Source organism: Pseudomonas sp. SIMBA_068 (assembly GCF_046534705.1).
GTDB classification, from domain to species: Bacteria; Pseudomonadota; Gammaproteobacteria; order Pseudomonadales; family Pseudomonadaceae; genus Aquipseudomonas; species Aquipseudomonas putida.
The window spans coordinates 21938-44666 of sequence record NZ_JAWRYI010000009.1 but is presented as its reverse complement, the minus strand read 5'-3'; the positions used below and the strand labels follow the sequence as shown (position 1 = coordinate 44666).

Below are 22729 nucleotides of genomic sequence, written 5' to 3'. Positions count from 1 at the left end.
TCAGTGCTCCACCTTGATGGCTTCGAATTGGGTGTCGTGCATCACTTCCTCGACCGAACGGCCTGCGCGGACGGCGTCCACCATGCCGGCCTGGCGACGGTCAATACGCTCGGCCAGGTCAAGCACCTTGTCGATGGCACTGGCCGGGACGAAAACGGTGCCGCATGCGTCGGCAATCACGTAGTCGCCTTCATCCACGTCAACGCCGGCCATGCGAACTGTGACGGCCGCGTCGATCTGGATGAGCCTGTTGCGCGCGCTGATCATGGTCACGCCACGGCCGTAGACCGGGTAACCGATGTCGGCGCTGCCGCAGATGTCGCGGCTGAAGCCATCAATGATCGAGCCACGGATGCCTTTGCGCCGGGCGGCATTGGCCAGGATGTCACCCCAGCTGGAAATACCGTCAACGCCACCCGCAATCACCAGCACGCGGTCATCGGTGGTGATCTGCTCGATGACTGGGGTAATCAGGTGAACGGTGGGTGCCACGTCCTGCTTTGGCCCCAACTGCACGGTGCTGGCTCGGCCAACAATCTTCGGGCAGTTCCAGAGCGGCATCAGGTCGTTGGTGGCTCCAGGCAGTTGGAGGAAGTCCAGCGCGTCCGACACCGTATTGGTATCGAGCACAGCCAGGCGCTCAAGCGGGGCTTTCAAGCTCATCGGTTGCAGGCCTCTTGTAAGTGAGGCTTGAGTATCTGCGCGGGCATTTGATACGTATATTACGAAGAAGCTAAGCTTGTCATACCCCAAACCTATGGAAGAATGCCGTGATCAACTTTCGCTTGATACGTCACCTGTGGCTGTTCCTGGCCGTTGCCGAGGACCAGAACTTCAGCCGCGCGGCCAAGCGGCTAGGCATGTCACAGCCGCCGTTGACCGAGCAGATCCAGGCGCTTGAACAGTCCCTTCGCATTCAACTGTTCACCCGCTCTCGCCGTGGCGCTCAGCTCACTGCCGCCGGGGCTGCAATTCTCCCCGCTGTGCGAAAGTTTGCTGATCAGCTGGAGCGACTGGAGTTGGCGGTTCACGAGGCCGTGGCCGGCCACGCCGGCGTGGTGACCATCGGGGCGATCACCTCGGCCATGATCGATGTGCTGCCCCAGCTGATCGAGCGGTTCAAGCAAGACCACCCGTTGGTCACGGTTTCGGTTCGAGAGATCGATAGCGCGGAGGCGATACCCGCGCTTGAGGCCGGCGATATCGACATCGCCTTTGCACGCCTTGAAGGCAACCTCGGCCGGCATCTGCAGTCCATGCCGCTGTCAGAGGATCGCCTGGCAGTCGCGATGCCCAAGGACCACCCACTGGCGGCCAGTGCAGCCATTGAGCTCAAGGCTCTTGCCGATGAAACCCTGGTGATGGCCTCACGAGACGTCAGCCCGGTGTATTTCGACTATCTGGTGGGGCTATGCAAGGCCAGCGGCTTCGCGCCGCGTATCGTGCATCAGGTCCGCTCTGTCACGGCGCAGGTGGCGTTCGTCAGTTGTGGCCAGGGCATCGCTTTGGTGCCCACCTCCATGGACAAGCTTGCTCCTGAAAATGTTTTGGTGCGGCCGTTGCAGCCCGAAGTGAAGGTTGTCACCACCGCCATGGCATGGCACGGCGTTAACGGCAATCCTTTGGTGGATGCGATGATTGACCAGGCCAAACAGGTTTTTGCGTCATAGGCTGGGCATATGACAGGGTTCGCGGCTTCGTATTTTACAAAATTCAGGGTGGGCCCGACATTGGGGCCTCTGTAAAAGGAGTTCCCACCGTGGCAAACCCTGCTCGCTTCACTCACGAGAAACTGCCGTTGAACATCGACGGCGTGCTGCTGGACCTGGCGGTGATCCATCGTTCCGGCCCCAAGGCACCTATCCTCTTCCTGCATGGGTTCGGTTCTACCAAAGAAGACTATGCCGACATCACGCTGCAGCCCGCATTCGAAGGCCATCCCTTCATTGCCTACGATGCGCCTGGTTGCGGAGAAACCGAATGCGCCGACCTCGCCCGCATCAACATCTCCTTGCTGGTGAAGACTGCCCAGGCTGTACTGGCACACTTTGGCGTCGACAAATTTCACCTGGTCGGCCACTCCATGGGTGGCCTGACCGGGCTGATGCTCGCTGATGCCGCTCCAGATCGAGTGCTGAGTTTCGTCGACATCGAGGGCAATATTGCGCCCGAAGATTGCTTCCTCAGCCGGCAGATCCACGATCACCCGCGCGAAGACGATTTGCGCTTTTTCCGCGACTTCATCGAGCGCACCCGGCTTGCCGGCGATCCTGCCAGCGCACTCTATGCGGCCAGCCTGGCGCACAAGGTACGTACCGGGGCGGTGCGCGGCATCTTCGAGTCCATGGTTGAGCTGTCAGATAACGGCGGTCTGATGGAGAAGTTCCTGGCGCTACCCTTCCCGCGCCAGTACATGTACGGCGCAACCAACGCCCACCTTTCCTATCTGGACGACATCGCTGCCCAAGGGGTGCAACTGGCTTGCATCCCTGATTGTGGCCACTTCCCGATGTACTCCAACCCGGCGCTGATGTGGCAGCACATCAAGGCACTGCAAGACCGCGCCTGACCCCGTTCAACCGGCTCCAACTCCTACACGGCTGCTTGCGGCCGTGTGTACCCGCACACCCAGTCATAATAACAATGAGGTTGCGTCATGCTCGAAGCCATCAATGGCTTTCTTTCGGGAAAGCTGCTTATCGTCCTGGTCGTCGGACTGGGCGCTTATTTCACCGTCAAGACACGATTTGTGCAGCTTCGCTACTTCCTGCACATGTTCAAAGTGTTCAAGGACAGCCTCACCAGTAGCTCCACTCAGATCAGTTCCTTCCAGGCCCTCATGCTCAGCCTGGCCGGCCGTGTCGGGGCGGGCAACATCGCCGGCGTCGGCGTGGCTGTAACCCTGGGCGGTCCTGGTGCGGTGTTCTGGATGTGGGTTACCGCACTGGTCGGGATGGCCACCACATTGTTCGAATGCAGCCTGGCGCAGCTGTACAAGCGCCACAACGGTATTGGCCAGTTTCATGGCGGCCCGTCGTTCTACATCGAATACGGGCTGAACAAGCGTTGGCTGGGCGTTGTGATGGCGGTACTGCTGATCGTCACTTTCGGTTTTTCCTTTAATGGCCTGCAGTCACACGCAGTGACCCACTCGTTGCAGAATGCTTTTGGCGTTGACCCAGCCTATTCCGGCATCGCCCTGGCCGCCGTGCTAGCGCTGGTGTTCGTGGGCGGCATCAAACGCATCGCCAGGGTGGCAGACCTGTTGGTACCGGTGAAAACGCTGGCCTACATAGCGGTTACCCTGTACGTCATTGTGCTGCAATTTGATCACGTGCCCCTGATGCTGTTGACCATCGTGAAAAGCGCGTTCGGGCTCGATCAAGCCTTTGGTGGCCTCATCGGCAGCGCAATCGTGATGGGTGTGAAGCGTGGCGTATTCGCCAACGAAGCTGGCCTGGGCAGTGCGCCAAACGTCGCCGCGGTGGCCGAAGTCCGGCACCCTGTCTCACAAGGTGTCGTGCAGGCGTTCAGCGTGTTTTTCGATACATTCATCATCTGCACCTGCACCGCTTTGCTGATCTTGCTGTCGGGCTTCTATACCGCCGGTTTCGCGGGTGACGGCATCGTGCTGACGCAGAACTCGCTTGCCGCAGTGGTCGGTGACTGGGGCCGCAGCTTCATCAGCGTTGCACTTGCGTTGTTCGTGTTCACCTCGATTCTCTACAACTACTACCTGGGCGAAAACAACCTGAGGTTTATTCTGGGCAAGAACCGCAAGGCGCTGCTGAGCTATCGCGCCCTGGTGTTGGCCTTGATTCTCTGGGGCTCGGTTCAGGACCTGTCCACGGTGTTTGCCTTCGCCGACATCACCATGACCCTTTCTGCGCTGGTGAACCTCATCGCCCTGGTCCTGCTATGCCGAGTCGGCCTGCGACTGCTCGCCGATTACGACACACAGCGCAAAGCCGGCGTGGCCGAGCCGGTTCTCACCGCCAGTGCCTTCCAGGACCTCAACATAGACAGGACCATCTGGGGCAATGCTCCAGAGCAGGTCGCAAAAGATCAGGGCTTGGGTGTGCTCGAGCCTGAACCACCAAAAACATCCTGATTGGCAGGAAGCCCAGGCAACCGTAGTGGTTGCCTGGGCTTGGTGTCAGCTTCGTGCATTCGAATAATGGGTACCGGGCCGCAAGCCCGTGTTTTCTTCCACAGCCCCCGTTCCGTCGAGGTAACCGTGCTTGCGTAGATCGGGCATGAGCACTGCGGCAATCAGGGTAATGACGCTCATCGCCGCCACGTAGTAGTAGAAATACGACTCCACGCCAGCGCCGCGCAGGGACAGCGCCACGTACTCGGCAGTACCGCCACACAGCGCGTTGCCCAAGGCATAGGGCAGCCCTACGCCCAGCGCGCGGACCGTGGCGGGGTACAGGTCCGCCTTCAGCACGCCGGTGACCGGCGTATAGAACGCAGCAATCAGGAGGCCCAGCATGACCAGCGCGAAGGCTTCGTACGCATTGTTGACGGTCTTGAGACCCGTGAGCAACGGTACGATCAACAGGCTCGACAGCAAGCCGAAGGCAATCATGCTGTTTCGCGAACCAATCCTGTCAGCCATCATTCCAAACACCGGCTGAAGGCACATGAACACCACCAGCGCGGCTGTCATGATGAAGCTCACGGTCGACGGATCGAAGCCCGCCGAAACCACCAGGTATTTCTGCATGTAGGTGGAGAATGTATAGAAGTGCAACGAGCAACCGGCAGTGATGGCAATCGTCAGCAGCACGGCTTTCTTGTGCTTCATCAGCGCTTTTATCGAGCCCGCTTCCTTGTGTTTGGCGCCTTGGTGACTTGCCGTTTCAAGCATCGAGCGGCGAAGGTAGACCACCACCAGCGCACTTACTGCACCAATGAAGAATGGAATCCTCCAGCCCCAGGCCTTGAGTTCTTCGATGGGCAGCAGGTTCTGCAGCACAACCACAGTCAGCAATGCCAGCAGTTGCCCGGCAATGATCGTGAAGTACTGGAACGAGCCAAAGAAGCAGCGCTTGCCCGTACTGGAAATTTCGCTGATGTAGGTCGCACCAGTACCGTATTCAGCCCCTACCGAAAGGCCTTGCATCAAGCGGGCAATCAGCAACAGAACCGGCGCGGCCATGCCAATGGTTTCGTAGGTGGGCACGACCGCGATCATCAGCGAGCCCCCACACATCAGAAAGACGGAGATGATCATGGAAAACTTGCGGCCACGCGTGTCAGCGAGGTAACCGAAAATCCACCCGCCCAGGGGGCGCATGAAGAAGCCCACAGCAAAAATGCCGGCCGTTGCCAATAGCTGTGTGGTCTGATCGCCCTGAGGGAAAAAAAGCGCGGCGAAGTAGATTGAGGTGTAGGCGTAGATGAAGAAGTCGTACCACTCCACCAGGTTTCCGGAACAGGCGCCGAGAATGGCGCGGATCCGTTGGCGATTGGTAAGGTTACGAATATCAGGCGCAGCAGGATTGTGATTGTTGGCGTGCATTGGGGAACTCCAGATCTGAGGCAAACGCGAGGCAAGAACAACAGCGTTGGTCTGCGTCGATCTACTGGCTCGGAGTCATCACAGGAAAAGCAGGCGGCAGTACGCGGGGCGATGGAACGCACATCATGGGGGCACCTTCTGGGATCTATTATTTTACAAGTCAGCGAAAGCGCACTGACTTTTATCCCGGGCAAAGCTACGCCCTCACCTGGGTAGCGGCCAGACCCGCTGCCCTCTAGCAGTTATGCCGCGATTGAATAGCTTGGCGCAGCCGTTTCAGAGCATGTGCCCCGCCCAGATGCCTTTGGCCACCAGCTCGCTGGCAATGTCCACAAAGGTCTGGCCGACGTAGCGTGTTGCGGGGCTTACCTGCCGATCGGCGGGCAGCACGAGTACCAGCTTGCGCATTGGCGTCGGGTCAACCAGCGGCGCGGCGCACAAGCTGCCGTCATCAAGGCGAGAGTAGATGGAGGCCAGTGGCAATGCCGTATAGCCAAAACCATGACGGACCAGGTCGATCATCGCGCCAAAGGAGTCCGCCTCGACACTGGTGGTGATCTTGAAGCCTCGCTCAAGGGCGCACTGGTCCATGATCTTGCGCAGCCCATGCCGGGGGCTGGGCAGCACCATCTGTTCATTGGCCAATTCTGCGAACGGCACGGCCGTGTCCAGGTTCAACCTGGCCTCGGGAGGGCCAACCAGGACCAGGTTCTCCATCATTACCGGTTCGATTCGCAACGTGTGCAGTGGCTGCGGATCGTAGGAGATGGCCAGCTCCAGCTCGCCCCGCTGCAACCAGTCCAGCAAATAGCCGCTGAACGCCGATGAAAAGCGGATCGAGAGGTCCGGGTGAGTGTCGCGGATGCGTTGAACCAACGGCACAGTGACAATCTCGGCGGTGGTCGGCGTGGTACCGATGGCGACCATGCCTCGAAATGCGGCACGGCCGCCGGCTACCGAGGTACGGATGGACTCGAGCTCGTCCATGATCCGGGTAGCCCGTTCAAGAACCTCAAGGCCGGCAGCGGTGATTTCCATGCCGCGGCCATGCCGCTCGAACAGGTAGACGCCCAATTCCTTTTCCAACTGCCGAATCTGCCGGCTCAATGCAGGTTGCGCCACATGGAGCCGGTCCGAAGCCTTGCTCAGGCTGCCAAGTTCGGCCACATGGATCAGGGTTTTCAGTTGCACTACGTCCATCGGTCAACCACTGGCAAAGAAAGGGGCGCCTCAGAACGGCGTTTTCACAGTCTAAAGACAGGTTCGGGGACCAGCTATAGAATTTGAGCATAGCAGCTAGCACCAAAGGCATACGCCACGGCGCGACTGGGCTATCGATACCTCAGACTGTTGAAGACCCTGCCGGCCCCTGTGTTGTGCCACGATCAGTTGCCGGCTGTGTATCCGGGTCCTGCAGCTCCCCTTCCCACTTGGCGACCACCGCCGTGGCGATCGAGTTGCCTACGGCGTTGGTGGCCGAGCGACCCATATCGAGGAATGTGTCGATGCCCAGGATCAGCAGCAGCCCTGCTTCGGGAATATCGAACTGCACCAGCGTCGCCGCAATAACCACCAGTGATGCACGCGGCACCCCGGCAAGCCCCTTGGATGTAAGCATCAACGTCAGCAGCATCAGGATCTGCGTACCAAGGGTCATCTCGATGCCGTACGCCTGGGCGATGAACAGCACAGCGAAGGTGCAGTACATCATCGAGCCATCGAGGTTGAAGGAATAGCCCATGGGCATGACAAAACTGGAAATCTTGCGGCTTACTCCGAATCGGTCCAGCGCCGAGAGCAGTTTGGGATAAGCCGACTCGGAACTCGCCGTGGCGAACGCCAGCAGGAAGGCCTCCTTGATCAGCGCCAGAAGCGCGAAAACCCGCCGGCCCAGGAACAGCGCCCCAGCCATTATCAGCAACAGCCAAAGCACCATCAGCCCCAGGTAGAAGTCGCGCATGAACACCGCGAACGTTGCGAGGATCGACAGCCCGTTAACCGCGACTGTGGCGGCCATCGCTGCCATGACAGCCAGCGGTGCCAGCTTCATGACGTAGCCCGTAATGAGAAGCATGGCCTGGGCCAACTCGTCGGCAAGGCGCACGAGACCCTTGGCTTTTTCGCCCAGGGCCGCCAGGGCTACACCAAAGAACAGTGAGAACACCACAATCTGCAGGATCTCGTTGTTGGCCAGGGCCTCGACGAACGACCTGGGCACCAGATGCGTGACAAACGCCTTGAGGGTGAAGGCAGATGTCTGGAGGGAAGTGGTTGCGCTCACGTCCGGCAAAGGCAGTGCCAGATGATGCCCTGGCTGCAGGATGTTGGCCATCATCAGGCCCACCGCCAATGAGAGCAGCGAAGCAGTCAGGAACCATATCATCGCCTTGCCAAAGACTCTACCCACCGCACCGGCGTCGCCCATGTGAGCAATCCCCACCACCAAGGTGGAAAAGACCAGCGGCCCGATCAGCATCTTGATCAGCCTCAGGAATACGTCCGATATCACCGAAATGTACCCGGCAGTCTCGGTAGCAGCTGCCTTGTCAGGGCTGGTGAGGAAAATGACATAGCCGATCACCACGCCAAAAAACATGGCGAGCAGTATCCAGCCCGCCAGCGGTAGTTTGAATTTCATTGAGCACCTTTTTTCAACCAATAGGGACCGTCACCGCCAGAGCGGTGCACTACGGAACGAAGTAGGACAGTGCAAGATGCCGGAAACAGCATGGTGAGGATGGTGTATCGGCCAATGGCGACTCTGCAGCGGTGAGCCACCCGGCGAGCGTGCGCAGGTAACGAAGCAACATGGAAAATCCTCGTTCTTATTGTTGTTTTGATTCGATAGCGGCGCAGCCGCGACCGAGCAGGCAACCTAACGTTTTCACCTGCTGCCCAGAAGCGCTGAGCGCGTCTAACAGCTATGCCCGCTTTATATAGCCACTGGCGGGCCTGCCCGGGCGATGCTTCACATGACGCGGCAGTCAGTCGCACTCAACCTCGATGACCTGTGGCATGCCCTCACCTATGCCGCTACGGCATATCTCAAAGAAAAAAACGGTAGTCGTCCTGCGCTGCATCTCGCCGCATGATGAGGAAAAACAAAAGCAGCACTGCCGGGAGATACCCATGTCATCGCAAGAAGCTGAACAGAACTGGCAAGAGGACGTGTTCCGTGTTCTCAAGGCCCACGACGTCAAGCACGTCGTATTCGTACCGGACGCTGGCCACTCGGCGTCCATTCGCATGTCCTATGCAGACCCCGACATCAAGGCCGTTGTGCTCACCACGGAAGAAGAAGGCATTGGCTACCTGGCCGGCGCCTGGCTAGGTGGGGAGCGCGGCGCGCTGCTGATGCAATCGAGCGGTGTCGGCAACTGCATCAACACCCTCGCCTTGCAGAACTGCGCTGGTTTCCCCCTGCTGATGGTAGTGACCATGCGGGGTGACTGGGCTGAATTCAACGCCTGGCAAAACCCGATGGGTCAGGCCACTGAAGCCTCCCTGAACCTGATGAAAGTGATGACCTGGCGCGCTGACAAACCTGAGGATGTGGCCCCACTGCTGCATGGCGCCGCCACCATGGCCTTCAACGGCGATGCCGCCACCGCCCTGCTGCTTGGTCAGCGCCTGATCGGAGAAAAGAAATGGGTCAAGTAAGCGCCAACCACGTGCTTTGCCGCCGAGAGGTCGTGCGTACTTTGCTTGCCGATCGCAATGATGTGCTCGTCGTCACCGGCCTGGGCTCTGCCTCCTATGATGTGATGGCCGCGGGTGACCACGACAACAACTACTACCTTTGGGCGGCCATGGGCAGTGCCATTACCGTGGGCTTGGGCCTCGCCAATGCGCAGCCGGACAAAAGCGTGGTGGTTGTCACTGGTGACGGTGAGCTGCTGATGGGGTTCGGCGCACTGGCCACTGTTGCACTGCAGCAGCCGAAAAACCTGACCATCGTGGTGCTGGACAACGGCCACTTTGGTGAAACCGGCATGCAAGTCAGCCACGCCGGCTTCGGCATCCAGCTGGACCGGGTCGCTGAAACCTGTGGCTTTGCCTGGACCCAGGAAATTCGTGAAATGGACGGGGTCCATGCCCTGCGTGAGCGTTTCGCCAATCGGGACGGGGTCAAGCTGGCCACTGTGAAGATCAAAGCCGAAAACCCGCCACGTGTACTTCCGCCGCGTGATGGCCAATACATCAAGAACCGTTTCCGCGCCGCCCTTGGCTTCCAGCCTATTTGACCGTGTTACAGGGTCGGGCCGGCGGCCGAACCACGATGACGCTGCCGGCCTGTCCCACCCTGGAGAATGATGATGATCGACAACAATCAAGAAGAACTCAACGCCATTCGTGAGGGTGTACGTGCCCTGTGTGGCGATTTCCCGGCCGAATACTGGCGCAAGGTCGACGAAGAAAAAGGCTTCCCTGAAGCCTTCGTCAAAGCCATGACTGAGGCCGGCTGGCTGTCGGCGATGATACCCGAGGAGTTTGGCGGCTCCGGCCTGGGTCTGGCCGAGGCGTCGGTGATTCTTGAAGAAGTCAACGCCTGCGGCGGCAACTCCGGCACCATCCATGGCCAGATGTACAACATGTTCACCTTGCTGCGTAACGGCAGCGAAGAGCAAAAGCGCTACTACCTGCCCAAATTGGCCAGTGGCGAGCTGCGCCTGCAGTCGATGGGCGTGACAGAGCCGACCACCGGTACCGATACCACCAAGATCAAGACCACGGCGGTTCGCAAAGGCGACAAGTATGTGGTCAATGGCCAGAAAGTGTGGATCTCTCGCGTCCAGCATTCTGACTTGATGATCCTCCTGGCGCGCACCACCCCGCTCGCCGAGGTCACCAAGAAGGTCGATGGCATGTCGATTTTCCTGGTCGACCTGCGTGAAGCCATTGGTAACGGCCTGACCGTACAGCCGATTGCCAACCTGGTGAACCACGAAACCAACGAGCTGTTCTTCGACAACCTGGAAATCCCTGCCAGCAGCCTGATTGGCGAAGAGGGCAAGGGTTTTCGCTACATCCTCGATGGGCTCAATGCCGAGCGTACCTTGATCGCCGCCGAATGCATCGGCGATGGCCGCTGGTTCATCGAAAAATCCAGCCAGTACGCCCGTGATCGCGTGGTATTCGGCCGCCCGATCGGCCAGAACCAGGGCGTGCAGTTCCCCATCGCTGAAGCCCACATCGAAATCGAAGCCGCCGACCTGATGCGCTGGCGTGCTTGCGCCGAGTACGACAGCGGCCGCAACGCTGGCGCCGCCGCCAACATGGCCAAGTACCTGGCGGCCAAAGCCAGCTGGGAGGCCGCCAACGCATGCTTGCAGACCCACGGCGGCTTCGGCTTTGCCAATGAATATGACGTCGAGCGCAAGTTCCGCGAAACCCGCCTTTATCAGGTCGCGCCCATTTCAACCAACCTGATCTTGTCCTACGTGGCCGAACATCTGCTGGAACTGCCACGTTCGTTCTGACCCGGGGCCCCCTCGCCAACCGCGAGGGCCTGCCATAACAAGAGAGACAACAATCATGAGTCAGCCCATTCGCCCACTTGACGGCATAACTGTCATCAGCCTCGAACATGCGATCGCAGCGCCCTTCTGTACCCGTCAGCTGGCTGACCTGGGCGCCCGGGTGATCAAGGTCGAACGCCCGGGCAGTGGCGACTTCGCCCGTGGTTACGATCAGCGGGTCAACGGCCTGGCCTCGCATTTCGTCTGGACCAACCGCTCGAAAGAAAGCCTGGCCCTTGACCTCAAGCAGGATATCGCCGAGGACATCCTTGGCCAGCTACTGGAGCAAGCCGATGTGCTGGTGCAGAACCTTGCGCCAGGCGCGGCCGCGCGCCTTGGGTTGAGTTTCGAGCAATTGCACGAGCGCTTCCCGCGGCTCATCGTCTGCGACATCTCCGGCTATGGCGCTGGGGGCCCCTACGAGCAGAAAAAAGCCTATGACCTGCTGATTCAGAGCGAAGGCGGTTTTCTTTCGGTCACCGGTGGCCCCGGCGAAGACGGGATGGCCAAGGCGGGCAACTCGATAGCGGATATCGCTGCCGGCATGTATGCCTACACGGGCGTCCTCTCGGCCGTATTGTTGCGGGAAAAAACCGGCATCGGCAGCCACGTTGAAGTTTCGATGCTTGAGAGCCTGGTGGAGTGGATGAATTACCCGCTCTACTACGCCTACGAAGGAGCCCCGCCACCGCCTCGCGCTGGTGCAGCGCACGCCACGATCTATCCATACGGTCCATTCCCTGTTGGCGATGGCAGCACCGTGATGCTCGGCCTGCAGAACGAACGGGAGTGGCAGCTGTTCTGCCAGCATGTGCTGATCCGACCGGAGCTGGCTGATGACGATCGGTTTTCTGCTAACTTCAAACGCGTGGCCAACCGCGACGCCCTGCGCGCGTTGATCATCGAGGCTTTCGCCCCCTTGAGCTTCGATACCGTTATTCAGCGGCTGGATCAGGCCAGCATTGCCAACGCCAAGGTAAACGACATGCAGGGCGTCTGGGAGCACCCACAACTGAAAGCCCGAGACCGCTGGCGGCGCATCGACACGGCCGCAGGCAGCGTTCCCAGCCTGCTCCCGCCCGCCACCAGCAATGCCTTTGCACCACGCATGGGCCCGGTGCCCGCGCTTGGCGAGCATAGCGAAAACATCCTTGCCGAACTTGGCCTGACGCATGAACGAATTCAACAGCTGCGCGCTTCAGGGGTCATCTGACCCCTCTTTTTACCGCCTGTTGTGAGAGCTCAAGAACAGAGTATTACTGCTTATGAAAGTGCTGGTCGCTATCAAACGTGTGGTCGATTACAACGTCAAAGTCCGCGTCAAGGCGGACAACGCCGGCGTCGACCTTGCTAACGTCAAGATGTCCATGAACCCCTTCTGCGAAATCGCCGTGGAAGAAGCCGTACGCCTGAAGGAAAAAGGCGTGGCGAGCGAGATCGTGGTCGTCTCCGTGGGCCCGCCCGCCGCCCAGGAGCAACTGCGTACCGCCCTGGCGCTAGGCGCCGACCGTGCCATCCTGGTCGAAGCCGTCGATGAGCTGAGCTCCCTGGCCGTAGCCAAAGCGCTGAAAGCCGTTGTCGACAAAGAGCAGCCGCAGCTGGTCATCCTTGGCAAGCAGGCCATCGACAGCGACAACAACCAGACCGGCCAGATGCTGGCCGCGCTGACCGGCTACGCCCAGGGCACCTTCGTCTCCAAGGTCATCGTTGCTGGCGACAAGCTGAACGTCACTCGTGAAATCGATGGTGGCTTGCAAACCGTGTCGCTGAACCTGCCAGCCATCGTCACCACCGACCTGCGTCTGAACGAGCCACGCTATGCGTCGCTGCCGAACATCATGAAGGCCAAGAAGAAGCCGCTGGAGACCGTCAAGCCTGACGACCTCGGCGTTTCCCTCGCCTCCACCAACACGACCCTGAAAGTCGAAGCGCCAGCTGCGCGCAGCGCGGGTATCAAGGTCAAGTCGGTGGCCGAACTGGTCGAGAAGCTGAAGAACGAAGCGAAGGTAATCTGATGTCTATCCTGGTAGTAGCTGAACACGACAATCACACACTCGCCGCGCCGACCTTGAATACTCTGGCTGCAGCCCACCAGATCGGAGGGGAAGTCGTGGTCCTGGTCGCGGGACTGGACGTTTCCGGTGTCGCTTTCGCGGCTGCGCAGATCGCGGGAGTGAGTAAGGTGCTAATGGCAGACGACGCTGCCTACGCGCGCCAGCTCCCGGAAAATGTTGCGCCATTGGTGGCCAACCTGGGTCGCGACTTCAGCCATGTACTCGCCCCTGCCACCAGCAACGGCAAAAACATCCTGCCACGGGTCGCAGCGTTGCTGGATGTCGATCAGATCTCCGAAATCATTTCGGTCGAGTCTGCCGATACCTTCAAGCGCCCGATCTATGCGGGTAACGCCATCGCCACCGTGCAGTCGGACGCCGCAGTCAAGGTCATCACCGTACGATCCACCGGCTTTGAGGCCCTGCCGGCAGAAGGCGGTAGTGCGCCGATCGTGGCATTGGCTGGCGCGCGTGATACAGGCATATCGGCGTTTGTCGGCGAAGAACTGGCCACGTCCGATCGCCCCGAGCTGACCGCGGCAGACATCGTTGTTTCCGGTGGCCGCGGCATGGGCAACGGCGACAATTTCAGCCACCTGTACCGCCTGGCCGACAAGCTGGGCGCGGCAGTTGGGGCATCACGCGCCGCAATAGACGCAGGCTTTGTTCCCAACGACATGCAGGTCGGCCAGACCGGCAAGATCGTGGCCCCGCAGTTGTACATCGCGGTCGGTATCTCCGGCGCGATCCAGCATTTGGCGGGCATGAAGGAATCCAAGGTCATTGTCGCGATCAACAAGGATGAAGAAGCGCCGATCTTCCAGGTGGCCGATTACGGACTGGTCGGCGACTTGTTCGATATCCTGCCAGAACTCACCTCCACGCTGTAACAGGACAAAAACAATGACCACATCAGCACCTGAAACGTGGATCGGTCGCAGTGAGACCGTGCACGATTGCATCAGCCATAACCTGGTAAAACGCATTGCCGCAACCTTGGGTGAGCCAGCGCCAGCTCCGGGTGCCCCCCTGCCCGAACTCTGGCACTGGGCATTCTTCCAGGACGCCGTCGAGCACTCCGGGCTTGGTGGGGACGGTCATCCAGCGCGAGGCGGCTTCTTGCCCCCGGCAGATAACCGCAACCGCATGTGGGCAGGTGGCCGCCTGGAGTTCCTGCACCCGCTGCGCGTCGATGCCCAGGTATCCCGCCGTTCGACCATCCTCAACGTTCAGGAAAAGCATGGGCGTACGGGGGCGTTGCTGTTTGTCACCGTACAACATGAGTACGTGCAAGACGGCCAGCAGGCGCTCATCGAGGAACAGGACATCGTTTATCGTGAGCCCTCGCCACCCAAACTGGGCGGAACCGAGCCGATGCCGCAGGGAGACTGGCATCTCCACGTTCAGCCAACCCCGACGCTGCTGTTCCGCTATTCGGCAGTGACGTTCAACGGCCACCGCATTCACTATGATTGGCCTTATGTGACCGAAACCGAAGGTTACCCTGGCCTGGTGGTGCACGGCCCCCTGATCGCAACGCTGAACGTGCAAGCATTTGTACGGGCGAACCCTCAATTGACAGTGCGTCGATTCAGCTTCCGTGGTGTTCGTCCCTTGATCTGCCCTGACGCGTTCGATGTCGGTGGCCGATTGATCGGTGAGGGTAAAGCCCAAGTCTGGGCTGGCAATCAGGCAGGCCAGGCCCAGGTCGGCGAGATCGAATTCGTCCAGGAGGCACGCCGATGACACAACAACCAGTCCGTAGCGCGCTTTTCGTTCCCGCTACTCGACCAGAACGCATTCCGAAAGCTTTGGCCAGTGGCGCCGACCGGGTCATTGTCGACCTTGAAGACGCTGTGGAAGAGACGCTGAAAGAGCAGGCGCGCAACAACCTCGACCAGTTCCTCAACGATCATCCGCAGGCCAAGGTGCTGGTTCGGGTGAATGCGCCTGGTCATTGGGCCCACGAGGCTGACCTCTCGCTTTGCCGGCGTCATGCCGGGGTCATCGGCATTCTGCTGCCAAAGGCTGAAAGCGTCGACCAGATAGATCGCGCCCATGCCACTGGCAAGGCGGTGTGGCCAATCATCGAAAGTGCCAAGGGCCTGGCTGCCCTACCATCCCTGGCGGCAGCGGCTGGCGTAGACAGGTTGTCATTTGGCAGCCTGGACCTGGGCCTGGACCTTGGCCTCAGCACGGGTAGCGCAGCAGCCGAGCACGTGCTGGGGCATGCCCGTTATGCAGTGCTGCTACATAGCCGGGTCGCGGGACTGGCCGCGCCCTTGGACGGTGTGTTCCCCGCCATCCAGGATATCGACGGCTTGCAGCGTCAAGTCCGGTTCGCACGGGACATGGGTTTTGGCGGTGCCTTGTGCATTCACCCAAGCCAGGTCCAGGTAATCCACGATGCCCTGAAACCCTCGCATCACGAGCTGGATTGGGCTCGACGGGTGGTCGAGCAGGCCGAAGCTGGCGCCGGCGTTTTCACCCTTGATGGCCAGATGGTCGACGCTCCGGTGATCCTGCGTGCCCGGGCAATCTTGCTGCAGGCGGGTTGAAGGGTCCAGTTCATGCTCCCGTTACAGCACGCGACCACTGTTCTGACGCGCAGGGGTAATCTGTATCGGGGGCACCTGTCGAAGAGGTGTCGTATGTGCTCCATGAATGGCGCAGCCCTGCCACCGCGCAAGGGCTGCAAGCGCTTGATCTGCCGGCTGCTGCGTGCCCCGTCCAGGTTGCCGGCGTATGGCTGAGGCCGCCCGTACATGCCCTGCACCTGTCATGCAGGCCGCGTCAGAGCTGATGGTTGAAATAGGCTATACCGCCATGACCATGCGAAAACTGGCGCAACGTGTCGGAATACTCCCAGGCAGCCTTTACCATCACGTCGACTGCAAACAGGATCTGCTGCTCAATGTGGTCCTGGATATCGTCGAAAAACGTCTTCAGGCGTGGCATGCGAGCGTATGTCCACGCGACCTGAAGGGATATGTGTGTTTCTCACTCGAGCGGCAAGTCACCGTCCCACAGGAAGATTTGATCCTGCGACACGAGGTCAGGCACCTTGAAACCAGCCACCGGCGCTGGCTGGACCGGGCGAGTGCGCGCCTGGCCCAACCTGTGGAATGCATCATTCAGAAAGGTTGTGCGACAGGCCAGTACCGCGTGGATGAGCCCTCCAAAGCCTCGGTGGCGATCGTTGCGATTATCGAAAGCGCCAACAGCCTGCGGCTCAGCAAGGCGCATTTCGATGAAACCTGGATCCAGGAGCACATCCTGCAGGCGTGCAATGCATTGCTGCGACCTCATCAACGCGCGCTCTGGTGCTCAGGCCACCGCAATCATCCTTGACCTATCCTGTCTGCAAGCACGCCCGGACGGAACGGATCAGGATCTAGATCATGCCATTCAGATTCACGCTGTGGTCGAGCCTCGCGCAATTCACCCAGGGGATAGGTAAAGAGTTCTCCAACCCGGACCGCCTCCCCCAACGCTTGCTGGACGAAGCCGAGACGCTGCTGTCCGTGTTGTTGGCTATCGGCATGGCGCATTACTTGGCTGTCGATAATGTTGGCTGGGCTGCGTTCAGTGGCTACATGGTGATGCGTTCAAGTCTGCATGACTGCGTTTACCGTGGCGGGCTCCGGATCATCGGCACTGCCGCAGGCGGCTTGGCCGCAGCAGCGCTACTGACTCAACTGCAAATAAGCGTGCATTGTCTTGGTCCCGTCATAGGGCTGGTCGGCGCATGCACACTGTGGTGCGCCATCCGCCATGAGCATGGTTACGCCTGGCTGTTTGCCGGGCTGACATTCGCCATGGTGGCTATCTCCGGATTTGACGCGACGGGTGGCCCATCTGTGATCGAGATAGCCAGAACCCGCCTGGAGGAAGTGGCATGCGGCACCCTTGCCTGCTGGTTCGTAGCCATGCTCTCCGGCCGTACTGTACGCAAGATGTTTCCCGATGGTGGGTTATCTTCCCGATCTGGCGCGCGCGTGAGCGAACCGGACCTTGACCGTTGCCTTTCAGGTCATGTGCTGCAGGCAGGCCTGGCGTTAGCGTTGATCCCTTCCTTGGGTATCTGGCTGGAGGTGGCGGGATTGAGCCAGGCAGCTATCACCGTCATGGCCGTGATGATGGTGCCACCTGGGGCGCTCTTGCCAGGTAGCCGCGCAGTGACGCTGCGCAATGTTCATCGCCTGGCAGGCTGTTGCGCGGGCGCTGCCTGTGCAGGGCTGGCTTTATGGCTGGTAGGCTCGAACTGGATCGCCATGACCCTGGCAATGTGCATCGGCGTGATGGTCGGGCGGCACATCGAGAACAGCAACCGCTCATACGCTTACGCCGGCACCCAATTTTCCCTCGTGTATCTGGTAGTGATGGTGCCTGATACGTACGTCAACGTCAGCCCTTCGCCCGGGTTCATCCGCTTGGAGGGGGTGTTGGCAGGTTTCGTCCTGATCGGCGTAATACGCCTGGCGAATCAGTTGATCCGCCAGGGCGCGTCCCGATGAACCCTAGGCTGACGAATGATTACTGGCCTGCAGCCGTTGTCGATAGTCTGCAAACACTAGCGGGTTGACCATACGTGGCCCCTCCTCCCCGCGCAGCACCTGCAGAATTTGCTCCGCTGCCCATAGCCCCATGCGCAGACGGGCCTCACGGGTTACCCCTGCGGTGTGATAAAGGCCCACCACGTTATCAAGCCCAAGCAATGGATGATCGAGGGCTGGCGGCTCTTCGTCCCAGACGTCGATACCCGCGCCCCCAAGGTGGTCACAGGCCAGCGCCGCATGAAGTGCGGCCTCGTCATGCAGGCCGCCACGCGCCGTATTGATAAAAATGGCGCCCTTGCGCATGGACGCAAACGTTGTTGCGTTCATCATGTTCAGCGTCGAAGCCAGGCGGGGGCAATGTAACGACACGACATCACTCTGCTGCAAAAGCGTCCCCAGTTCGCAGCCTGTTGCGCCTCGCTGATCGATCTGCTCGCTTGTCAGTAACGGATCATGGGCGATGACACGCATGCCCAGGGCCTGAGCGATACGCGCTACCCGTTTACCTATCTCACCGATACCGACCAGACCCAGCGTTTTCCCTGAGAGCTCGAAGCCCATCAAATCTTCGCGCGAGAAACCTCGGTCCCTGCGCAACCGCCGATCCGATTCACTGATGCGCCGCGCACTGTCGAGCATCAGTCCGATGGTTGCCTCCGCTACCGATTGGGCATTGGCACCGGACTGGTTCACCACCAGAACTCCGGCACGGGTGCAGGCATCGACGTCGACGGTGTCATAACCGGCCCCATTGGTTGAGACACAGAGCAGGTTTGGCAGTTGGTTGAGTAAACGTTCCGTCACATGCCATGCAGGTGGCAGCTCATCGCGCGCGGATGGCACCTGGTAGACCTGGCAACTGCGCAGCGCTTGCATGATCAGCCCGGGCGCCTGGTCACGAGGTACGGTTTGCAACACCACATCGGCTGAGGCTTCGAGCGTCTGGGCCATCACCGGGTGGTACCAGACGTCGAAGCGTACGATCTTCTTCACTTCGCTATTCATGCTCGCCTCACCTCAATGGCTGATGTGGGATGGCGTGGATTTGCGTCCCATGAATTTGCGAACCCCAATGTTCTCCTCGACCTTGCCATCGCCATCCAGGTATCCATGTCTGGAGAGGTCTGGCATCAACAGAGAGGAAACAAGGGTGATGGCACCGATGGCTGCGACATACAGATAGAAGTACTGCTCCATGCCCAGCGAGCGGAAGCTCAGCGCCACGTATTCAGCGGAACCCCCGAACACTGCAGCACCTACCGCATAAGGCAGCCCTACACCAAGGGCCCGAACGGTTGGCGGGTAGAAGTCTGCTTTCAGCACGCCAGTAACCGGCGTATAGAAAGCTGCAATGAGCAACCCGGCGACCACCAGCGCGAATGCACTCAGCGGGTCCTGAACAGATTTGATCGCTGACAACAGGGGTATGACCAGGAACGTGGACAGCAGACCGAAAATTATCATGTTGCGGCGTACGCCGATCTTGTCCGCAAGCATGCCGAAAACCGGCTGGGCAAACATGAAGATCACCAGCGCCGAAGCCATGATGATGCTCACTGTCGGTGCCGGAATACCGACACTCACCACCAGGAATTTCTGCATGTAGGCAGTGAAGGTATAGAAGTACAGAGAACAACCGATGGTGATTGTGAAGGTCAGCAGTACAGCGCGCTTGTGTTGCATGAGGCCTCTGAGCGAACCCGCCTCCTTGCTCTTCATACCTTGCGCAGTGGCTGTTTCGCGCATGGTCCGGCGCAGGTACACCACCACGATCGAGGCCAGCGCGCCGATCAGGAACGGCACTCGCCAACCCCAGGCTTTCAGGTCCTGTTCAGACAGCACCAGCTGCAGCACTGCCACCGTCAACAGCGCCAGCAGTTGCCCTGCGATAATGGTCATGTACTGGAACGAGCCATAGAACGAGCGGCGCCCAGCGCGTGATACCTCACTGATATAGGTCGCGCCGGTGCCATACTCTGCACCGACCGATAGCCCTTGCATCAAGCGGGCGACCACCAACAGGACCGGCGCCGCGACACCGACAGTGGCGTAGGTAGGCATGACAGCGATCATCAACGACCCACCGCACATCATGAACACGGAGATGATCATCGATATCTTGCGACCACGCGTATCGGCGATATAACCGAATATCCAGCCACCCAGCGGGCGCATGAAGAAACCGACCGCAAAAATACCGGCGGTGGCTAATAGCTGGCTGGTCTGATCGCCCGCCGGAAAGAACAGTGAGGCGAAATAGATTGATGTGTAGGCATAGATGAAGAAGTCGTACCACTCCACCAGGTTGCCGGAACAGACACCTACAATTGCAGTTGTACGCTCTTTGCGAGTCAACGGACGTGCCGTGCCCATATCTGCATTCATGATCGCTACCCTTGTTGTTATTGTTTTGCCAACTCGGGTACAGCTTTGCACAGCGATGGTGTGACGGAAGACCTGCCAAAGATCTAACAGCTATGCCTGGCGGGCATGGCCGTTTACTTCAACCAAACTAAACCGGGGTGAGATCAGGGCAAGCTTGTGCTGGCCACTCACCACACAGCCGAACGCCGGCTGGCTCTACCACGTGTTGCATGAAACCCTGCCCCTTACAGGCAATAGAATTCGCTGACCTCTGCAACCACCTCCCCCTTGGCGTCGTACAAACGCGCTTCAGGAGTTAGCGCCATCGACCTCCCCTCCAGCACATAGCGCTGGCCTGCCTGGAAGTTGGCGTAAGGGACCGTCAGGTAGCATTCGCGCACAGTGGTGCCGCCCATCAGGCTCAGCCCCCCGCCACCGCCCACTTCATAATCGAACCTGACGATCAGCTCATGGCTGCCCGGGCTCACTTGAAAGAAGCGCCCGTCGCTCAACCGTTGCTTATCCAGCCGTTCAGCCATCAGTAACCTGTCATTGGGAAATGGCACCGAGAAATCGACCCAGGCCATCTGAGGATTGGCGGTTGGCAGCGGCGACTGGCAACCTGTAACTGCCGTGATTGCCAATAAAAGCATCATTGTGCGCATGATCGGTGCACCTGAGGCTGGGGCTTTCAGGATACCGCCAACCAGCATTCCATACCCTGCCAAATAGGTCCGTTCTGCCATTTCACAGGTAAACACGGCCGCAGGCGCGCAAGTGGGCTGCACAATTTCGGCAGCGCCGGTATGGTCAGGGTTCTGATATCGAACTGCATCGGAGGCAGTCATGACAACCCTCTTTCGCATCAGCGTGCTGGTGTTGGTCACAGGCATGTTGCTGGGCGACATCCTGCTTGCCAGTGTCGGCCTGGCTTGCGTGTGCGGGGTTGCCGTGTACAGCAACATCCAGCAGGACAAGCAGCCGGCTTGCCCTGCTGATTCGGAGTTTCTGGCCTGACGGCTCACCCCCCGCGCAGATGCACCTTTGCTGCCATACCCGTCTAAGCTTGTGCCGAACTTTCCAGCTAGCGAGGGACGAGGCGTACTCATGAGCAAGGTGCTGTCATCGCGTATCGGTCTGCGTGGCCTGGTTCTTGGCTTTGTCCTGCTCGCCGTGCTGAGTACCCTCTGCAACAGCCTGATCACGGCCTACAGTGTGCAACGCGATGCGCTGGTGCACTCGGCACTGGAGGCCAACCGTGCCTATGCCTTCAAGGTCGCCTCGAGCATCGATCAGTTTCTGTACTCGGTCAATGAACGCCTGAAGTACAGCAGCCAACGCCTGGGCAGCGACTTTGCCAATCGAGCGTTGCTCGAGGAAGAAGCACGCCGACTGCAGGCCCAGGACTCGGAGTTGAACACCGTGCTGATCACCGACCCTGCGGGCAAGGTATTGCAGGCTTACCCGCCTGCGGTACCGATCGGCTCGACCGTCACCTCCGATGAACTGCACCAGGCGCTGAACGTGCGTCGCCCCATGGTCAGCCAGGCTTTTACCTCAACCAGCGGCAAGCTGATCGTCTTCGTCTCCCAGCCTGTCTTCAGCCCCACAGGCGAGTATCTAGGGCTAGTCGGCGGCTCCGTGTTCTTGCAACAGCGTAGCGTGATGCATTCGTTGATTGGTGAACACCACCTCGAGGGTGCCTTCGCCTTCGTCGCCGATGGCAACCGCCGGTTGCTTTACCACCCCGATCAGCAGCGAATCGGTGAAGTGCTCGGCTGGAGCGAGACGGTGGACAAGGCCTTGCTCGGTGACAACGGCCCGCTGGAGACGGTCAACTACCATGGGATACCGATGCTCGCCGGGTTCGCGCACGTGCAGGGCTCCAACTGGGCCGTGGTCGTCCAGCAACCCCGGGAACAGGCACTGGCCCCACTGGGCAAGCTGATGCGCGACATGCTGGTCAGGATCATCCCGGCTGGGGTGATCGGTCTGGTCCTGATACTGCTCGGCGTCATGCTGATCACGCGCCCACTGCGCGCCCTGGCCGGCCATGCCATCGACCTTTCGACGCCGAATGCCACCGCTGAACTGTCTGCGATCAACGCCTGGTACGCCGAAGCGGCGGCGATCCGCCAGGCGCTGGTAGTGCAGTCGCAGCAACTGCAACAGAAGATCGGCAGCTTGAACGCCGCCGCCGACACCGACCCGTTGACCGGCCTGGCCAACCGGCGTGCGATGAACGCGGCACTCCAGGCGCTTGATGCAAGCCAACAGACGTATTCGGCACTGGCGTTGGACGTCGATCACTTCAAGCGGGTGAACGACAACTTTGGTCACGATGTGGGTGACCTGGCGTTGCAAAGGGTCGCGCAAGTGATCCGCGACTGCACGCGGGCCGGGGACCTGCCGTGCCGGGCGGGTGGCGAAGAATTCTGCCTGCTGCTGCCGAACACCGCGCTGAGCACGGCCTGCGAAGTCGCCGAGCGGATCCGCACCACGCTCAACGCTACAGCGGTGGCGCAGATCGGCACCTTGACTATCTCCATCGGTGTGGCCTGTCGGGACGCAGACACCCCCAGTGCCCCGGCCATCCTCAAGCGCGCTGACGAGCGCTTGTACCTGGCCAAACAGAATGGACGTAACCGGGTAGTGGCCGAAGATCGGGTAACGCTCTGATGCCCCAAGAGATACGGTGCTTGCGTG

The 22729-nt window shown here is 59.9% G+C and carries 22 protein-coding genes; 15 read left to right on the top strand and 7 right to left on the bottom strand.

Annotation, left to right across the window (positions count from 1 at the left end; translation table 11 throughout):
• Positions 1 to 663, bottom strand: coding sequence for an RraA family protein (locus SB756_RS20010; protein ID WP_410911562.1), 663 nt, complete (start codon positions 661 to 663; stop codon positions 1 to 3).
• A 107-nt stretch (positions 664 to 770) separates the two neighbouring features.
• On the opposite strand from SB756_RS20010, the gene SB756_RS20005 reads away from it, so the two are divergent.
• The 3 genes from SB756_RS20005 (at position 771) to SB756_RS19995 (ending at position 4111) form a co-directional block, all read left to right on the top strand.
• The gene (locus tag SB756_RS20005; protein ID WP_063424285.1) at positions 771 to 1670 is read left to right on the top strand and encodes a LysR family transcriptional regulator; all 900 of its coding nucleotides are present in this window, start codon (positions 771 to 773) and stop codon (positions 1668 to 1670) included.
• Between the two features lie 89 nt (positions 1671 to 1759).
• Positions 1760 to 2569, top strand: coding sequence for an alpha/beta fold hydrolase (locus SB756_RS20000; RefSeq protein ID WP_410911560.1), 810 nt, complete (start codon positions 1760 to 1762; stop codon positions 2567 to 2569).
• Positions 2570 to 2656: 87 nt separating this feature from the next.
• A complete protein-coding gene (locus SB756_RS19995; RefSeq protein ID WP_410911558.1) occupies positions 2657 to 4111 on the top strand; it encodes an alanine/glycine:cation symporter family protein in 1455 nt (484 codons plus the stop codon).
• Positions 4112 to 4156: 45 nt separating this feature from the next.
• Here SB756_RS19995 and SB756_RS19990 read toward each other — a convergent pair whose 3' ends face one another.
• From SB756_RS19990 to SB756_RS19980, 3 genes are all read right to left on the bottom strand, one after another.
• The gene (locus SB756_RS19990; RefSeq protein WP_410911556.1) at positions 4157 to 5527 is read right to left on the bottom strand and encodes an MFS family transporter; all 1371 of its coding nucleotides are present in this window, start codon (positions 5525 to 5527) and stop codon (positions 4157 to 4159) included.
• Positions 5528 to 5803: 276 nt separating this feature from the next.
• Positions 5804 to 6727, bottom strand: a complete 924-nt coding sequence (locus tag SB756_RS19985) for a LysR family transcriptional regulator (RefSeq protein ID WP_341795597.1) — start codon at positions 6725 to 6727, stop codon at positions 5804 to 5806.
• Positions 6728 to 6869: 142 nt separating this feature from the next.
• Entirely contained in the window at positions 6870 to 8165 is a 1296-nt protein-coding gene (locus tag SB756_RS19980) for a dicarboxylate/amino acid:cation symporter (protein ID WP_410911555.1), read from the bottom strand.
• 491 nt (positions 8166 to 8656) lie between these two features.
• On the opposite strand from SB756_RS19980, the gene SB756_RS19975 reads away from it, so the two are divergent.
• From SB756_RS19975 to SB756_RS19930, 10 genes are all read left to right on the top strand, one after another.
• The gene (locus tag SB756_RS19975; protein ID WP_019470870.1) at positions 8657 to 9187 is read left to right on the top strand and encodes a thiamine pyrophosphate-binding protein; all 531 of its coding nucleotides are present in this window, start codon (positions 8657 to 8659) and stop codon (positions 9185 to 9187) included.
• Positions 9175 to 9771 carry a thiamine pyrophosphate-dependent enzyme gene (locus SB756_RS19970; RefSeq protein WP_016499729.1) on the top strand — a complete coding sequence of 199 codons (597 nt, stop codon included), beginning with the start codon at positions 9175 to 9177 and terminating at the stop codon, positions 9769 to 9771. Before SB756_RS19975 ends, SB756_RS19970 begins: the two co-directional genes overlap by 13 nt.
• A gap of 75 nt (positions 9772 to 9846) precedes the next feature.
• A complete protein-coding gene (locus tag SB756_RS19965; protein WP_162471785.1) occupies positions 9847 to 11007 on the top strand; it encodes an acyl-CoA dehydrogenase family protein in 1161 nt (386 codons plus the stop codon).
• A gap of 55 nt (positions 11008 to 11062) precedes the next feature.
• Positions 11063 to 12259, top strand: coding sequence for a CaiB/BaiF CoA transferase family protein (locus SB756_RS19960; RefSeq protein WP_341795599.1), 1197 nt, complete (start codon positions 11063 to 11065; stop codon positions 12257 to 12259).
• Positions 12260 to 12311: 52 nt separating this feature from the next.
• The gene (locus tag SB756_RS19955) at positions 12312 to 13061 is read left to right on the top strand and encodes an electron transfer flavoprotein subunit beta/FixA family protein (RefSeq protein WP_341795600.1); all 750 of its coding nucleotides are present in this window, start codon (positions 12312 to 12314) and stop codon (positions 13059 to 13061) included.
• Positions 13061 to 13990, top strand: coding sequence for an electron transfer flavoprotein subunit alpha/FixB family protein (locus tag SB756_RS19950; protein ID WP_410911552.1), 930 nt, complete (start codon positions 13061 to 13063; stop codon positions 13988 to 13990). Before SB756_RS19955 ends, SB756_RS19950 begins: the two co-directional genes overlap by 1 nt.
• A 13-nt stretch (positions 13991 to 14003) precedes the next feature.
• Positions 14004 to 14846, top strand: coding sequence for a MaoC family dehydratase N-terminal domain-containing protein (locus SB756_RS19945; protein WP_229609274.1), 843 nt, complete (start codon positions 14004 to 14006; stop codon positions 14844 to 14846).
• Positions 14843 to 15658 carry an HpcH/HpaI aldolase/citrate lyase family protein gene (locus SB756_RS19940; protein ID WP_059394843.1) on the top strand — a complete coding sequence of 272 codons (816 nt, stop codon included), beginning with the start codon at positions 14843 to 14845 and terminating at the stop codon, positions 15656 to 15658. The genes SB756_RS19945 and SB756_RS19940 overlap by 4 nt, the downstream gene beginning before the upstream one ends.
• Before the next feature lie 187 nt (positions 15659 to 15845).
• Entirely contained in the window at positions 15846 to 16451 is a 606-nt protein-coding gene (locus tag SB756_RS19935) for a TetR/AcrR family transcriptional regulator (RefSeq protein WP_341795602.1), read from the top strand.
• A gap of 50 nt (positions 16452 to 16501) precedes the next feature.
• Entirely contained in the window at positions 16502 to 17617 is a 1116-nt protein-coding gene (locus SB756_RS19930) for an FUSC family protein (RefSeq protein WP_410911550.1), read from the top strand.
• Between the two features lie 3 nt (positions 17618 to 17620).
• Here the strand turns inward: SB756_RS19930 and SB756_RS19925 are convergent, their stop codons facing one another.
• The 3 genes from SB756_RS19925 to SB756_RS19915 all read right to left on the bottom strand — a co-directional run bounded on the left by SB756_RS19925 (position 17621) and on the right by SB756_RS19915 (position 20688).
• Entirely contained in the window at positions 17621 to 18664 is a 1044-nt protein-coding gene (locus tag SB756_RS19925) for a hydroxyacid dehydrogenase (protein ID WP_410911548.1), read from the bottom strand.
• A 12-nt stretch (positions 18665 to 18676) separates the two neighbouring features.
• Complete coding sequence (locus tag SB756_RS19920) at positions 18677 to 20032, bottom strand: MFS family transporter (protein ID WP_410911765.1); 1356 nt, start codon at positions 20030 to 20032, stop codon at positions 18677 to 18679.
• A 236-nt stretch (positions 20033 to 20268) separates the two neighbouring features.
• Complete coding sequence (locus SB756_RS19915) at positions 20269 to 20688, bottom strand: hypothetical protein (protein WP_341798889.1); 420 nt, start codon at positions 20686 to 20688, stop codon at positions 20269 to 20271.
• A gap of 181 nt (positions 20689 to 20869) precedes the next feature.
• Between SB756_RS19915 and SB756_RS19910 the strand changes: the two genes are divergently transcribed.
• Together SB756_RS19910 and SB756_RS19905 are read left to right on the top strand one after the other, a co-directional pair.
• Complete coding sequence (locus SB756_RS19910) at positions 20870 to 21040, top strand: hypothetical protein (protein ID WP_341795604.1); 171 nt, start codon at positions 20870 to 20872, stop codon at positions 21038 to 21040.
• Between the two features lie 90 nt (positions 21041 to 21130).
• Positions 21131 to 22702 carry a sensor domain-containing diguanylate cyclase gene (locus SB756_RS19905; RefSeq protein ID WP_410911546.1) on the top strand — a complete coding sequence of 524 codons (1572 nt, stop codon included), beginning with the start codon at positions 21131 to 21133 and terminating at the stop codon, positions 22700 to 22702.
• The last annotated feature ends 27 nt before the right edge of the window (positions 22703 to 22729 follow it).

Bases quoted from the DNA above. Each gene is read 5' to 3' on its own strand.
- SB756_RS20010 (WP_410911562.1), bottom strand. From the start codon at position 663: ATGAGCTTGAAAGCCCCGCTTGAGCGCCTGGCTGTGCTCGATACCAAT.
- SB756_RS19995 (WP_410911558.1), top strand. From the start codon at position 2,657: ATGCTCGAAGCCATCAATGGCTTTCTTTCGGGAAAGCTGCTTATCGTC.
- SB756_RS19990 (WP_410911556.1), bottom strand. From the start codon at position 5,527: ATGCACGCCAACAATCACAATCCTGCTGCGCCTGATATTCGTAACCTT.
- SB756_RS19985 (WP_341795597.1), bottom strand. From the start codon at position 6,727: ATGGACGTAGTGCAACTGAAAACCCTGATCCATGTGGCCGAACTTGGC.
- SB756_RS19980 (WP_410911555.1), bottom strand. From the start codon at position 8,165: ATGAAATTCAAACTACCGCTGGCGGGCTGGATACTGCTCGCCATGTTT.
- SB756_RS19975 (WP_019470870.1), top strand. From the start codon at position 8,657: ATGTCATCGCAAGAAGCTGAACAGAACTGGCAAGAGGACGTGTTCCGT.
- SB756_RS19970 (WP_016499729.1), top strand. From the start codon at position 9,175: ATGGGTCAAGTAAGCGCCAACCACGTGCTTTGCCGCCGAGAGGTCGTG.
- SB756_RS19960 (WP_341795599.1), top strand. From the start codon at position 11,063: ATGAGTCAGCCCATTCGCCCACTTGACGGCATAACTGTCATCAGCCTC.
- SB756_RS19955 (WP_341795600.1), top strand. From the start codon at position 12,312: ATGAAAGTGCTGGTCGCTATCAAACGTGTGGTCGATTACAACGTCAAA.
- SB756_RS19950 (WP_410911552.1), top strand. From the start codon at position 13,061: ATGTCTATCCTGGTAGTAGCTGAACACGACAATCACACACTCGCCGCG.
- SB756_RS19945 (WP_229609274.1), top strand. From the start codon at position 14,004: ATGACCACATCAGCACCTGAAACGTGGATCGGTCGCAGTGAGACCGTG.
- SB756_RS19940 (WP_059394843.1), top strand. From the start codon at position 14,843: ATGACACAACAACCAGTCCGTAGCGCGCTTTTCGTTCCCGCTACTCGA.
- SB756_RS19935 (WP_341795602.1), top strand. From the start codon at position 15,846: ATGGCTGAGGCCGCCCGTACATGCCCTGCACCTGTCATGCAGGCCGCG.
- SB756_RS19930 (WP_410911550.1), top strand. From the start codon at position 16,502: ATGCCATTCAGATTCACGCTGTGGTCGAGCCTCGCGCAATTCACCCAG.
- SB756_RS19925 (WP_410911548.1), bottom strand. From the start codon at position 18,664: ATGAATAGCGAAGTGAAGAAGATCGTACGCTTCGACGTCTGGTACCAC.
- SB756_RS19920 (WP_410911765.1), bottom strand. From the start codon at position 20,032: ATGGGCACGGCACGTCCGTTGACTCGCAAAGAGCGTACAACTGCAATT.
- SB756_RS19915 (WP_341798889.1), bottom strand. From the start codon at position 20,688: ATGCGCACAATGATGCTTTTATTGGCAATCACGGCAGTTACAGGTTGC.
- SB756_RS19910 (WP_341795604.1), top strand. From the start codon at position 20,870: ATGACAACCCTCTTTCGCATCAGCGTGCTGGTGTTGGTCACAGGCATG.
- SB756_RS19905 (WP_410911546.1), top strand. From the start codon at position 21,131: ATGAGCAAGGTGCTGTCATCGCGTATCGGTCTGCGTGGCCTGGTTCTT.